This window comes from Agrobacterium sp. GW821-FHT14E08 (assembly GCF_058803865.1).
Window position 1 is genome coordinate 217601 of the sequence record NZ_JBXAPJ010000007.1, and the last position, 14352, is coordinate 231952.

12 protein-coding genes are annotated in these 14352 nt (G+C 60.5%); all 12 read left to right on the forward strand.

Annotation, left to right across the window (positions count from 1 at the left end; all coding sequences use genetic code 11):
* The first annotated feature begins 44 nt into the window (after positions 1-44).
* The 12 genes from AC1ROR_RS22240 (at position 45) to AC1ROR_RS22295 (ending at position 14334) form a co-directional block, all read left to right on the forward strand.
* Positions 45-1253, forward strand: coding sequence for an ABC transporter substrate-binding protein (locus tag AC1ROR_RS22240; RefSeq protein WP_498590765.1), 1209 nt, complete (start codon positions 45-47; stop codon positions 1251-1253).
* Positions 1254-1278: 25 nt separating this feature from the next.
* Positions 1279-2064 (forward strand): ABC transporter ATP-binding protein, encoded by a 786-nt coding sequence (locus AC1ROR_RS22245; RefSeq protein WP_003522494.1) that lies wholly within the window; start codon positions 1279-1281, stop codon positions 2062-2064.
* A 1-nt stretch (position 2065) separates the two neighbouring features.
* Positions 2066-2767, forward strand: a complete 702-nt coding sequence (locus AC1ROR_RS22250) for an ABC transporter ATP-binding protein (protein ID WP_035223595.1) — start codon at positions 2066-2068, stop codon at positions 2765-2767.
* A 2-nt stretch (positions 2768-2769) separates the two neighbouring features.
* A complete protein-coding gene (locus tag AC1ROR_RS22255; protein ID WP_035223592.1) occupies positions 2770-3657 on the forward strand; it encodes a branched-chain amino acid ABC transporter permease in 888 nt (295 codons plus the stop codon).
* Between the two features lies 1 nt (position 3658).
* Positions 3659-4666 (forward strand): branched-chain amino acid ABC transporter permease, encoded by a 1008-nt coding sequence (locus AC1ROR_RS22260; protein WP_080839024.1) that lies wholly within the window; start codon positions 3659-3661, stop codon positions 4664-4666.
* A gap of 75 nt (positions 4667-4741) precedes the next feature.
* Complete coding sequence (locus AC1ROR_RS22265) at positions 4742-6337, forward strand: GMC family oxidoreductase (protein WP_498590766.1); 1596 nt, start codon at positions 4742-4744, stop codon at positions 6335-6337.
* A gap of 13 nt (positions 6338-6350) precedes the next feature.
* The gene (mmsB, locus tag AC1ROR_RS22270) at positions 6351-7235 is read left to right on the forward strand and encodes a 3-hydroxyisobutyrate dehydrogenase (RefSeq protein WP_142173486.1); all 885 of its coding nucleotides are present in this window, start codon (positions 6351-6353) and stop codon (positions 7233-7235) included.
* On the forward strand, positions 7232-9187 hold the full coding sequence (locus AC1ROR_RS22275) for an acetoacetate--CoA ligase (RefSeq protein ID WP_498590767.1): 1956 nt from the start codon (positions 7232-7234) through the stop codon (positions 9185-9187). Before mmsB ends, AC1ROR_RS22275 begins: the two co-directional genes overlap by 4 nt.
* Before the next feature lie 4 nt (positions 9188-9191).
* Complete coding sequence (locus AC1ROR_RS22280) at positions 9192-9977, forward strand: 3-hydroxybutyrate dehydrogenase (RefSeq protein ID WP_080839034.1); 786 nt, start codon at positions 9192-9194, stop codon at positions 9975-9977.
* 118 nt (positions 9978-10095) lie between these two features.
* A complete protein-coding gene (locus AC1ROR_RS22285) occupies positions 10096-11139 on the forward strand; it encodes a helix-turn-helix domain-containing protein (protein WP_142173492.1) in 1044 nt (347 codons plus the stop codon).
* A 502-nt stretch (positions 11140-11641) separates the two neighbouring features.
* A complete protein-coding gene (locus tag AC1ROR_RS22290; protein WP_498590768.1) occupies positions 11642-11893 on the forward strand; it encodes a hypothetical protein in 252 nt (83 codons plus the stop codon).
* Positions 11894-11997: 104 nt separating this feature from the next.
* The gene (locus tag AC1ROR_RS22295; RefSeq protein WP_498590769.1) at positions 11998-14334 is read left to right on the forward strand and encodes a glucose/quinate/shikimate family membrane-bound PQQ-dependent dehydrogenase; all 2337 of its coding nucleotides are present in this window, start codon (positions 11998-12000) and stop codon (positions 14332-14334) included.
* Positions 14335-14352 lie beyond the last annotated feature (18 nt).

A 14352-nucleotide genomic window follows, 5' to 3' on the forward strand; every position in this document is an offset into this window, starting at 1 on the left:
ACAGACCCATCTGAGGCTCGCAATCATCTCTGGGAGGAGAAGTCATGCGCAAGAGTATCCTTTTATCCACGGCCATGGCACTAGCCGCGGGCACCGCCGCTTATGCCGCCGAGATTTCCGACGGCAAGGTCAAGATCGGCATCCTGAACGACCAGTCGGGCGTCTATGCCAACTTCGGCGGCAAATATTCTTACGAGGCCGCGAAGATGGCGGTCGAGGATTTCGGCGGCAAGGTGCTCAATGCGCCGGTGGAAGTGGTGACCGCCGACCACCAGAACAAGGCGGATGTCGCCTCCAATATCGCCCGCCAATGGTACGACACCGAACAGGTCGATTCGATCATGGAATTGACGTCGTCGTCGGTGGGCCTCGCCGTACAGGCGCTTTCCAAGGACAAGAAGAAGATTACCGTCAATACGGGTGCGGCAACCACCGAGCTGACGGGCAAACAATGCAGCCCCTATGGTTTCCATTGGGCCTATGACACCTATTCGCTGGCAGTCGGCACCGGCGGCGCGCTTGTCAAGCAGGGCGGCGACAGCTGGTTCTTCCTGACCGCAGACTATGCCTTCGGTTATTCGCTGGAAGAAAACACCGGCAATTTCGTCAAGGCCAATGGCGGCAAGGTGCTGGGTTCCGTGCGCCATCCGCTGGCCACGACGGATTATTCCTCCTTCCTGCTGCAGGCGCAGTCTTCGGGCGCGAAGGTCATAGGCCTTGCCAATGCCGGTCTCGATACCTCCAACGCCATCAAGCAGGCGGCCGAATTCGGTATCGTGGCGGGCGGCCAGCGGCTTGCGGCGCTTCTCTTCACGCTTGCCGAAGTCCACGGCCTCGGTCTGGAAGCGGCTCAAGGGTTGACGCTGACGGAAGGTTTTTATTGGGACCGCGACGATGAATCGCGCAAGTTCGGTGAACGTTTCAAGGAACGCACTGGCGCCATGCCGAACATGGTTCATGCCGGCACTTACTCTGCCGTGCTGCACTACCTGAAGGCCATCGAAAAGGCCGGTACGGATGATGCCGATGCCGTCGCCAAGGCCATGAAGGAAATGCCGGTCAACGACGTTTTCTCGAAGGACGGCCGTGTGGCCGCCAATGGCCGCATGATCCACGACATGTATCTCATGGAAGTGAAGAAGCCGGAGGAAAGCAAGCAGCCGTGGGATTATTACAAGGTACTTGCCACCATCCCCGGCAAGGAAGCCTTCATGGACCCCGCAAAGAGCGGTTGCCCGCTGGTAACGCAGTAAAGAAGAATAAAAAGGGGAAAGCTTGATGACGATCGCTCCCGCCCTTGCCGGGCAGGCCGAACCTCGCGTCGTTCTTTCGGCGCGCGGTCTCTCCAAGACCTTCGGCGCATTCGCGGCCGTGAAAAACGTCGATCTCGACGTCCACCATGCCCGCGTGCATGCGCTTATCGGTCCGAACGGTGCCGGCAAAACCACGGTCTTCAACCTGTTGACCAAGTTTCTCCAGCCGACAGGCGGGGCGATCACCTTCATGGGAACGGACATAACAAGGACGCCGCCGGACAAGGTGGCGCGTCTCGGCCTCGTCAGGTCTTTCCAGATATCGGCGGTGTTTCCGCATCTGACGGTTCTGGAAAACGTGCGGGTGGCGTTGCAGCGGCCCAACAGCCTTGCAACGCAGTTCTGGCTGCCGCTCTCCTCGCTCGACAGGCTGAACGCCCGCGCCGAGGAGCTGATCGCCATGGTCGGCCTGACACGAGAAAAACATGCGCTTGCGGCCGATCTTTCTTACGGCCGCAAGCGGGTCCTCGAAATCGCCACCACGCTGGCGCTCGATCCGAAGGTTCTGCTGCTCGATGAACCGATGGCAGGCATGGGCGGCGAGGATGTCGCCCACGTCGCCGAACTCATCCGTGAGGTGGCAAAGACACGCGCGGTGCTGATGGTCGAACACAATCTGAAAGTCGTGGCCGATATTTGCCACCACGTCACGGTCCTGCAACGCGGTGAAATTCTGGCGGAGGGCGATTATGCCGCTGTTGCCGCCGATCCGCGTGTGCGCACGGCCTATATGGGCACGGAGGAGGCTTGATATGGCGGCAATGCTCGAAGTCTCCAACCTGAAATCCTGGTATGGCGAAAGCCAGGCGCTGCACGGTGTCGATCTGACGGTCGGCGAGGGTGAAACCATCACCATTCTCGGCCGCAACGGCGTGGGGAAGACCACGACGCTGCGCACCATCATGGGCATCATCCGCAACCGCAAGGGTTCCATCAAGCTCGGCGGCAAGGATATGATGCCGGTGCCGCTGCATCGAACTGCGAAATACGGCCTTGGTTTCGTGCCGGAAGAGCGCGGCATCTTCGCGACGCTGAGCGTCGAGGAAAATCTGAAGCTGCCGCCCGTCGTCGCATCCGGCGGCATGACTCTCGATGAGATATACGAGCTGTTTCCCAATCTTTATGAACGTCGGGCGAGCCCCGGCACGAAGCTCTCCGGTGGCGAGCAGCAGATGCTGGCCATGGCGCGCATCCTGCGCACCGGGGTGAAGGTGCTGCTGCTTGATGAACCGACCGAGGGACTTGCCCCTGTTATCGTCCAGCGCATCGGCGAGGTGCTGAAGACACTGAAGAGCCGCGGCATGACCGTGGTTCTGGTCGAGCAGAATTTCCGTTTCGCCAGCCGCATCGCCGACCGCTTCTACCTGATGGATCATGGCCAGATGGTCGGCAATTTTCCGGTGGGCGAGCTTTCCGGCCGCATGGGCGAACTCAACAAGGTGCTGGGGGTTTAACGATGACGATGATCTTCGGCGTTCCAATTCAGGCACTGCTCGGGCAATTGCTGATCGGCCTCATCAACGGTTCGTTTTATGCCCTGCTGTCGCTTGGCCTTGCCGTCATTTTCGGCCTGTTGCGTGTCATCAATTTTGCGCATGGCGCGCAATATATGCTCGGCGCTTTTGTGGCCTTCCTCGGCCTGCAATATTTCGGCATCAATTTCTGGGTGGCGCTGGTGGTGACGCCGCTTGTCGTGGCGCTTCTCGGTGCGATCGTCGAACGTCTCATGCTGTCACGGCTTTACGATCTCGATCCGCTTTATGGGCTGCTCTTCACTTTCGGCCTGGCGCTGGTGGTGGAAGGCACGTTCCGCTGGCTTTATGGCGCTGCGGGCCAACCCTATTCGGTTCCGCCGCAGCTTGCCGGCGGCACCAATCTCGGCTTCATGTTCCTGCCGAACTACCGCGCTTTCGTCGTCGTCATTTCGCTGGTCGCCTGCATTGCGACATGGGCGCTGATCGAAAAAACAAGACTCGGCTCCTATCTGCGGGCCGCGACGGAAAACCCGACGCTGGTGCAGGCTTTCGGCATCAACGTGCCGGTACTGCTGACGCTGACCTACGCGCTGGGTGCCGGCCTTGCAGGCTTCACCGGCGTGCTGGCGGCGCCCATCTATCAGGTCTCGCCGCTGATGGGCACCAACCTCATCATCGTCGTTTTTGCCGTGGTCGTGGTTGGCGGCATGGGGTCGATCATGGGTGCCATTGTCACCGGTTACATGCTCGGCATTGCGGAGGGCCTTACCAAGGTGTTCTACCCGGAAGCCTCCAACATCGTCATTTTCGTCATCATGGCCTTTGTGCTGCTCATCCGCCCCGCCGGACTTTTCGGAAAGGACGCCTGATATGTCCAAAGCCACCCATAGCCCCACCGCCGGAGCAATGCCGCAGACGGAGGTTTCGACGACTGCCGGCACCATCAAGACCGTGCTTATTCTCGCAGGGCTTGCCGTTCTCATCGCCGCGCCGATGTTCGTTTATCCGATCTTTCTGATGAAGCTGCTGTGCTTTGCGCTGTTTGCCTGCGCCTTCAACCTCCTGATCGGTTACACGGGCCTTCTGTCCTTCGGCCATGCCGCGTTTTTCGGCGGTGCAGCCTATTTCACCGCCTATTCGGTGAAAGAATGGGGCGTGACGCCGGAGATCGGCCTTGTCATCGGCATGGCGGGTGCGGCGCTGCTCGGTCTTGTCATCGGCTTTTTCGCCATCCGCCGCCAGGGCATCTATTTCGCCATGATCACGCTGGCGCTGTCGCAGATGTTTTATTTCTTCTGCCTTCAGGCGCCGTTCACCCATGGTGAGGATGGCTTGCAGGGCGTGCCGCGCGGCCATCTCTTCGGCCTTCTCGATCTCAACGCGCCGCTCAACATCTATTATACGGTGCTGGCCGCCTTTGTGTTGGCGCTTCTGGTCATCTGGCGTTTCGTCAACTCGCCCTTCGGCATGATCCTGAAATCGATCCGCGAAAACGAGCAACGCGCCATTTCGCTGGGCTACAGCGTGCAGCGCTACAAGCTCGGTGCTTTCGTGATGTCGGCGACGCTGGCCGGTCTTGCGGGCGGTCTGAAGGCGCTGGTCTTCCAGTTCGCAACGCTGACGGATGTGACCTGGCAGATGTCCGGCGAAGTAATCCTGATGACGCTGCTCGGCGGCATCGGCACCATGATTGGCCCGATTTTTGGCGCGGGCCTTGTCGTCACCCTGCAAAACTATCTCGCGACATCGGATTTCCCGGTTACCATCATTACCGGCCTCGTTTTCATGGCCTGCGTTCTGGTGTTCCGACGGGGTCTTATCGGCGAATTCTACGCGTCGCGGCTTGGGAGAAAACTCGGCTTCCAGCACCGCGGCTAAACATTTTTTGAAAACACTGGAAAGGCCTCCCCCGCGTCCGGGACGACGCGGCAAGGGCGGCGTATGGAGAAGAGTATGGGCGAATATGACTATATCGTCATCGGAGCGGGGAGTGCCGGATGCGTTCTCGCCAACCGCCTTTCGAAAGATCCGAACAACCGCGTGCTGCTGCTGGAAGCGGGCGGCAACGATAATTACCACTGGATCCATATTCCGGTCGGTTATCTCTATTGCATCAACAATCCGCGCACCGACTGGTGTTTCAAGACGGCGGAAGAGCCGGGGCTCAACGGCCGCTCGCTGATCTATCCGCGCGGCAAGGTGCTTGGCGGCTGCTCCTCCATCAACGGCATGATCTATATGCGCGGCCAGGCGCGCGATTACGATATGTGGCGGCAGCTCGGCTGCGAGGGCTGGGGATGGAACGATATCCTGCCCTATTTCCTGAAGTCGGAAGACTTTTATCGCGGCAAGAACGAGATGCATTCCGCCGGCGGCGAATGGCGCGTGGAAAAGGCCCGTGTGCGCTGGGATGTGCTGGATGCTTTCCAGAAGGCGGCGGGCGAGGCGGGCATTCCCACGACCGATGATTTCAACCGGGGCGACAATGAGGGTGCCGGTTATTTCGACGTCAACCAGCGGGCGGGCTGGCGCTGGAACACGGCGAAAGCCTTCCTGAAACCGGCGCTTGGCCGCAAGAACCTGACGGTTCTGACCAAGGCCCATGTCAAGCGCCTGATCATCGAAGAAGGCCGTGTTACCGGCGTCGAGTTTCACCATGACGGCGTCTTGAAAACGATGCGGGCTCGGCGTGAGACGGTGCTGTCCGCCGGTGCCATTGGCTCGCCGCATATTCTGGAGCTTTCCGGCGTTGGCCGTGGCGATGTGTTGCAGGCGGCCGGTATCGACACAGTAGCGGAGGTTCAGGGTGTGGGTGAAAATCTGCAGGACCATCTGCAACTGCGCATGGTCTATAAGGTCTCCGGCGTCCTGACGCTGAATGAAAGGGCTTCCACCCTGTTCGGCAAGGCGCGGATCGGCCTCGAATATGCACTGACGCGCTCCGGGCCGATGTCGATGGCGCCGAGCCAGCTCGGTGTCTTCACCCGTTCGTCACCCGAGAAGGAAACCGCTGATCTGGAATATCATGTCCAGCCGGTTTCACTCGACAAGTTCGGCGATCCGGTTCACACTTTTCCGGCCATTACCGCAAGTGTCTGCAATCTGCGGCCGGAAAGCCGGGGCTCAGTGCATGTGAAAGGACCGGATTTCGCCATGCAACCGGAAATCCGCCCGAACTATCTTTCCACCGAAGGCGACCGCCAGGTGGCCATCGATTCCATGCGGCTGACGCGCCGCATCGTCGCCCAGCCGGCCTTTGCGCGGTTCAAGCCGCAGGAATACAAGCCGGGTCCCTCCTTCGAAAACGACAATGATCTTGCAAAGGCCGCGGGCGATATCGGCACCACCATCTTTCACCCCGTCGGCACGCTGCGCATGGGGTCGGATATGGAAAGCGTGGTCGATGCGCGGCTGAAATTCCGCCGGCTCGCCGGGTTGCGCGTCGCCGATGCATCAGTGATGCCGCGTATCACATCCGGAAATACCAATTCCCCGACGATCATGATTGCCGAAAAGGCCGCCGACATGATCCTTGCGGATAATCGCTGAAAGGAGCGCTCCGATGAAGACCGTCGCTTTTATCGGGCTGGGACATATGGGCCTGCCCATGGCCGCCAATCTCGTCAAGGCCGGATATGCCGTCAGGGGTCACGATCTTTCCGAAGCCTGCCGCGCGGCGGCGAGAGAGGCGGGCATTCCCGTTGCCGCGGATTCCGCCGAGGCCATCGAAGCGGCTGACGTGATCATCACCATGCTGCCGAAGGGCGAACATGTCGTGTCGGTCTATGGCGATCTGGTTCGGAAAATCCCTGCTGGAACGCTGCTCATCGATTGCTCGACGGTGGATATGGAAAGCGCGCTTAAGGCGCATGAACTGGCTGCTTCCGCCGGTTGCCCCTCGGTCGATGCGCCCGTTTCCGGCGGGACGGGCGGGGCTGCGGCGGGCACCCTGACCTTCATGTGCGGCGGCGAGGCTGAGGCCTTCTCTGCGGCAAAGCCGGTGCTGGAGGCGATGGGCAAGAAGATCGTGCATTGCGGCAAGGGCGGTAACGGCCAGGCGGCCAAGATCTGCAACAACATGATCCTCGGCATTTCCATGATCGCCGTTTCCGAAGCCTTCGTGCTGGGCGAAAAACTCGGGCTTTCGCATCAGGCGCTGTTCGATGTCGCCTCCACCTCCTCCGGGCAATGCTGGTCGCTCACCACCTATTGCCCGGTGCCGGGCCCGGTGCCGACATCGCCCGCCAACAAGGAATACCATCCCGGATTTGCAGCGGCCCTGATGCTGAAGGATCTGAAGCTTTCGCAGGAGGCCGCGAATGGAGCCGGGGCCTCCACCCCACTCGGTGCGGCGGCGGCGGCGCTTTACGAGAACTTCGTCGATGAGGGGAGCGGCGGGCGTGATTTTTCCGCCATCGTCGAAATGCTGCGCGGGAGCGAAGCATGACGGACGCCGCGCCATCCGACATCTTATGGGTGCCGCCGGAGAAGAGGCTGGAGCGTTCGGCGCTTTTCGCCTTCGCCACGAAAACGGCAAAGCTGCACGGGCAGGCCGCCAATGACTATGCCGGCCTGCTGCGCTGGTCCATCGACGCGCCGGATGAATTTTACGATGCGCTGTGGGACGAACTCGGCATTATCGGCACGCGAGGCGATGTGGCATTCAAACCGGGCGCGACGATCCGGGAGGCCGAGTTCTATCCGGGCGCGAGGCTCAATTATGCGGAGAACCTTCTGCGCAATGCCGACGCGCGGCTGGCCATCATCGCCCATCGCGACGACGGCACAAGGCGCGAGATTACCCGCAGAGAGCTTTACGACGAAGTGTCCCGCATGGTGCAGGCGCTTGCCCATGCCGGTGTGAGGCAAGGCGACCGCGTCGGGGCCATCGTCACCCATGATATCGAGGCGATCGTCAGCTATCTGGCCGCGAGCGCCATCGGGGCGATCTGGTCGTCCTGCTCGCCGGATTTCGGCCCGGCGGGAGCCTCCGACCGCCTGTCGCAGATCGGCCCGAAAATCCTCATCGCCGTGCCGGAATATGGTTATGCCGGCAAGCGCATCGATGTCGGCCCGACCATCCGCGCCGTCGCGAAAAGTGCGGCTCCTGAAAAGATCGTGCTGATCGGCGACACCGTTCCCGAAAGCCTTGCCGATCTCGGCTGCGTGACGCTTACGGATTTCGTCGCGCCTTATGCGGCGGGCGAGATTGCCTTCAACCGTCTGCCCGTCAAGGCGCCGCTGGCGATCCTTTATTCCTCCGGCACCACCGGCAAGCCGAAATGCATCACCCATTCCGGCGGCGGTTTGCTTCTTCAGCACATGAAGGAGCTGAAGCTGCAATGCGATATTCAGGAAGGGGAGCGCTTCTTTTATTTCACCACCTGCGGCTGGATGATGTGGAACTGGCAGGTCTCCGGTCTGGCGCTCGGCGCAACGCTCATCACCTATGACGGCAATCCCGGTTATCCAACATCGGCGCGGCTGATCGATCTCATCGACGCCGAGCGGATCGCCACTTTCGGCACGTCGGCGAAGTTTATCGACGCCTGCCTGAAGGCCGGGCTGAAGCCGCGCGAAAGCCACGATCTTTCATCGCTGAGGACGATCCTTTCGACAGGCTCGCCGCTCATTCCGCAATCCTTCGATTATATCTATCGCGACTGGAAGGCCGACGTGCACCTCGCCTCTATTTCCGGCGGCACGGATATCTGCGCCTGTTTCCTCGGCGGCAACCCTTTGCAGCCCGTGCATCGCGGCGAATTGCAGGGTGCGATGCTCGGCATGGATATCGACACGCTGGATGATGAGGGACATTCCGATCGTGGCGTTGCCGGCGAACTCGTCTGCCGCAATGCGCATCTGTCCATGCCGGTGAAGTTCTGGGGCGATGAGGATGGCTCGCGCTATCAGGCTGCCTATTTCGACCGGTTCCCCGGAATATGGGCGCATGGCGATTTCGCCGAGATGCGCCCTTCCGGCGGCTATGTTATCCATGGACGTTCGGACACGACGCTCAATCCCGGCGGGGTTCGCATCGGCACGGCCGAAATCTACCGGCAGGTGGAAACCGTGCCTGAAGTCGAAGAGGCCATTGCCGTGGGGCAGGATATCGAGGGCGACCAGCGGGTCATCCTCTTCCTGCGCATGAAGGGCGGTGCGGTTTTGACGGAAGAGCTGGAAAAAACGATCCGCAGCCGCATCCGTTCGGGTGCGACGCCGCGGCATGTGCCGGCAAGGATCATTGCCGTCAGCGCCATTCCCCGCACGCGTTCGGGCAAGATTTCCGAAATCGCGGTGCGTGACACCATCCATGGCCGGCCGGTGAAGAATGCCGATGCGCTCGCCAATCCCGAAGCGCTCGAACTTTTCCGCAACCTGCCGCAGCTGAAGGACTAGGCCGATGGAGGATCAACCGAAAACCGTGCTCGTCACGGGTTCCACCAGCGGCATCGGGCTCGCCATCGCCAAACGTTTCGCCGAGGCGGGGTATCTGGTTGCGGTGCATGGCATAGAGACGGCCGAGGAGGCGACGCAGGCGCTGGAGGCGGTCGCGAAGGTGGCGCGGCACAGGCCGGTCTATTTTGCCGCCAACCTCGCCAATTATGATGAAAGCGCCCATCTGCCGGAAACCGTCATCGCCGAATTCGGTCATATTGACGTCCTCGTCAATAATGCCGGCATCCAGAAAGTCGCGCCGATCGACGAGTTCGATTTTGCCGATTTCTCCCACATTGTCGCTATCTCGCTCGACAGTGCCTTTCATACGATCCGTGCGGCTTTGCCGGGCATGAAGGAAAGGGGTTGGGGCCGCATCGTCAACATCGCTTCCGCGCACGGCCTGCGTGCTTCGCCCTTCAAGGGACCCTATGTGGCGACCAAACATGCAGTGGTGGGCCTGACGAAAAGCGTGGCGCTGGAAGTGGCCGAACTCGGCATCACCTGCAACGCCATCTGCCCCGGTTATGTCTGGACGCCGCTTGTCGCCGCCCAGGTTGCCGATCAGGCGCGTGTGCATGGCATGAGCGAGGAGGATGTGGTGAAAAAGGTGATGCTTGCGCCGCAGCCGACCAGGCGGTTTGTGCAACCGGAAGAAGTGGCGGAAATGGCGCTTTATCTCTCCGGCGATATGGCGCGCTCCATCACCGGCACCACCATCTCCATCGATGGCGGCTGGACCGCGAAATAATTCTCGTGCACGCGCTTGAAGCGAACCGTCTCATCGGCTTCCGGCATTGTTGAGCGGTTTCAATCCTGTATAGTTTTCGTGGACGGCGGAGTCAGCGCCGTGTTCACGGAAAAGCGTCATGATGAACACAGGGTCTTTTGAAGCGCCGCTGGCGCGCTCGCGCTTCGACACGCGCCAGGTGCCGAAACGCGACGCCATGGGGCTTTGGCGGGATTCGATCAACGTGCTGTTCGATGCCCGGCTGCGTCGCCCGCAGGATGACGGTTTCTTCGCCAGCGTCGATGCGGCTTTCATCGGCAATGTCGCGCTCGGTCGCACCCAGTCCTCGGCGCAGGATTTCGACCGTTCGCGCCACAAGCTTGCCCGCGACGGCATGGACGGTTTTCTCCTGCAATTCTACGCCAGCGGACAAAGCATGTCGCGGCGTGGATCGGGCGAGACCGCGGGCCCCGGCGACCTCTATCTCATCGATATGGCGCAACCGTTGGCCACTGCGACGACAGACCATGACCATCTCAGCCTCGTCGTGCCGCGCCGGCTGCTGGAAGGCAGGCTTGTCGGTTCCGGCAATCATCATGAACGTGTGCTGCCGGCCGGTCTGCCGCTGGTATCGCTGCTGCGCGAAACGATGACGAGCATCTATCGTCATTTCGACGTGATGAACGCCAGTGAAGGCGCAGCCACGGTCTCGCCGCTTCTGGACCTTGCCGCAGCCGCCATCAACAATCATGTCGGGCACGACAATGCGCAGGGCGTGCAGCGGGCGCTCCGGGCATCCATCAGGCGCTATATCGACAATCACCTTCTCGATCCGGCCCTGTCGGTGGAAAGGGTCATGGGCGAATTCGGCGTATCACGGCGCACCGTCTATCGGCTTTTCGAGCCGCTGGGCGGGTTTTCGGCCTGCATCACCCATCGGCGTCTCGAACGTGCAATGGATTTCCTGCGGGCACCGCAATCGGCACATATGACGATTGCCGAGGTGGCGGCGTCTTATGGTTTCACCAATCCGGAAAATTTCAGCCGCGTCTTCAAGAAGACCTTCGGTCTTTCGCCGCGCCAGATGCGCCATTTCGCGTCGGAAAGCCGTGACGTCACGTCGGATATTCTGAAGCCTGATAGTGCGGAATGGACACGCTGGATCGTGCAGCTCGGCCGCTGATCACGCTTTGCCGAGCTCTATCTGACACTTTATGACGGTTTGTTGGCACAATTCGACCATTCGCTGCGGTTGCGTCGCAACGGGGATGTGCGACTCGTCCAGACGTGCCAAACAAGGGGAAGTTATTTTATCGATATATTGCCTGACAATCATGATGTTGAGAATTCCTGCTTTTCTGGACCTTTGGCGTGGATGGCGCCATGCGGTTAAAAGATACCTTTCCTTTTCCGGCACCCGCTTTCATGCGGGAACATTGCCCCCGCCGTCGGCGAATTCCGATAACCCGCCAGACGATATCCGGGAAACGGATGGCGGTGGAACACGCCTGCCGGTCTCCTGGCTCGGCCTCGGGCAAAGCTTCAGCGCGGTGGATGTGGCAGAGGATGAGCGCGCGGAGAGGCCCCGTTTGCCGGCCGAGTGCGGTTAAAGTCGTTCTCCGGCGATCTGGAACAAAACCCTGACCCAGGGGATTAAATCTGCAGGGTTACAGGGAGTGAAAGACATGGCCAGAGAAAATGCCCACTATCTCGACGGTCGGGATTCCCCGAAAAGCGAGACGGCAACACGGGCACGGCAAGGGTCCCAGGGACGGCCGGTGCTTGTCATTTTGATTGTCAGTGTACTTCTTGCGCTGGTGGTTTGGGCCGTCGTCGAATATTCGGTTTTCGAGCCTGATGAGAACCGGCCGCAAAATTCCCAGATGGAGACCTCACCTGCCCCGCAGGGCTCGACCGGCGCGTCGCAAAACCCATGACCACCATGCCGTGAAATTTTTCACGACAAATGAATGGTTCTTATGGAACCAGATCGCACCCGATTTCATTTCACGCAAAGTGACAGGAATCGGGGGTTTCATTCATGGCAGTCACCGTCACTGCGGTTATTCTCTCGCTGATCGGCCTTGCGCTGTTCGGCTTCGGCTCTCAGCTGGTCATGCTGGGCGGGAGCTTTTATTATGTCCTTTCCGGGCTGGCCTTCCTGTTGACGGCCATCCTGCTCTTCAAGCGCAATCGTGCAGCACTGCACGTCTATGCCGTCTTCATCGTCGCGACCCTTGCCTGGGCCGTCTGGGAAGTTGGTTTCGACTGGTGGCAGCTCGGTCCGCGTGGCGGCATCATCATTCTCATCGGCCTCTGGCTTCTGGTGCCCTGGGTCAGAAAACCACTTGGTTTTGCGAGCCCGACAGGCTTGCGTTACGGCCCGAATGCATGGCCGCTTGGGCTATCGGTTCTCGCCTCCATAGCAGTGGCCGGATATTCCATGGCGCAGGATCCGCATGACAAGCCGGGTTCCCTGCCACAGGAGACCGCATCTGCGGCACCCGTCTATGGCGGCAATGTGCCTGACGGTGACTGGCATCAATATGGTCGCACCCCCTATGGCCAGCGTTATTCGCCGCTGACCCAGGTCAATGTCGATAACGTCTCGCAGCTCAAGGAAGCCTGGCGTTACCAGACGGGCGACGTGAAGCTGCCCGATGATGTGGGTGAGACGACCTATCAGGTCACGCCGCTCAAGGTTGGCAACACGCTTTATATCTGCACGCCGCATAATTGGGCGATTGCCATCGATGCCGCCACCGGCAAGGAAAAGTGGAAATACGACCCGAATGTCGGCCTCAATCCCGACCGCCAGCACCAGACCTGCCGCGGCGTTTCCTATTATGCCGAGCCCAACGCCGCGCAGGGAACGGCCTGCGCCGAGCGCGTCTATCTGCCGACCTCCGATGCGCGGCTGATCGCACTCGATGCCGCAACCGGTCAGGTCTGCACGTCCTTTGCAGATCAGGGTGTCCTGCATCTTGAGCAGGGCATGAAATACAATCCCGCCGGTTATTATTATTCGACCTCGCCGCCGGTCATCGCCGCTGGCAAGATCATCATCGGCGGCGCGGTGAACGACAACTATTCCACGCAGGAACAGTCCGGCGTCATCCGTGCTTTCGATGTGAACAGCGGCGCTTTGATCTGGAACTGGGATTCCGGCAATCCGGAAAAGACCGAGCCGATTGCGGCGGGCGAGACCTATACGACCAACTCGCCGAACAGCTGGTCTGTTCTAAGCTATGACGAAGGTCTCGGCCTCGTCTATGTACCGCTCGGCAACCAGGTGCCGGATCAGCTCGGCATGGGGCGCAGCGAGAATGTGGAGAAATATTCCTCCTCCATCGTCGCGCTCGATATCAATACCGGCAAGGATCGCTGGGTGCGGCAGACAGTTCACCACGATCTGTGGGACATGGATGTTCCGGCCCAGCCGGTGCTTCTGGACATCACCAAGGACGGCCAGAGCGTTCCGGCGCTCGTCGGACCCACCAAGCAGGGCGATATCTACGTTCTCGACCGGCGTACCGGCGAACCGCTTCTGCCGATCACGGAAGAACCGGCGCCGGGCGGTGCTATTCCCGAAGACTTCACGTCGCCGACGCAGCCGACGACGGCGCTGTCATTCAAGCCGGAGCCGCTGAAGGAAAAGGACATGTGGGGCGTCTCCATGTTCGATCAGCTCGCCTGCCGTATCCGCTTCCATCAATTGAACTACAAGGGCCGTTACACGCCGCCGTCGCTGACGGGTTCGATCATCTATCCCGGCAATTTCGGCACGTTCAACTGGGGCAGCGTAGCGGTCGATCCTGAACGTCAGGTCATGTTCGGCATGCCGACCTATCTCGCCTTCACCTCGAAGCTGGTTCCGCGCGACCAGATTCCGCCAAAGGGTCAGGACGAGAAGGGCAGCGAGCAGGGCTTGAACCGCAATGACGGCGCGCCTTATGGCGTCTTCATGGGGCCGTTTCTCGGTCCGTTGAAAATCCCCTGCCAGGCGCCGCCATGGGGCTATGTCGCAGGTGCTGACCTTCGCACCGGCGATATCGCCTACAAACACAAGAACGGCACGGTCTACGACATGACGCCGCTGCCACTGCCCTTCAAGGTGGGTGTGCCGGGCATCGGCGGGCCGATGATCACCAAGGGTGGCGTGGCCTTCCTCGGTGCGGCGGTCGACGACTATCTGCGGGCCTACGACCTCACTACCGGCAAGCAGCTCTGGGAAGCGCGTCTGCCGGCCGGTGGCCAGGCAACGCCGATGACCTATGCCCTGGAGGGCGGCAAGCAATATGTCGTGATGGTTGCCGGGGGGCACGGCTCGGTGGGAACCAAACCGGGCGACTATGTGATTGCCTATACCCTCCCATAGAACGGGTAGCCCTTAAGC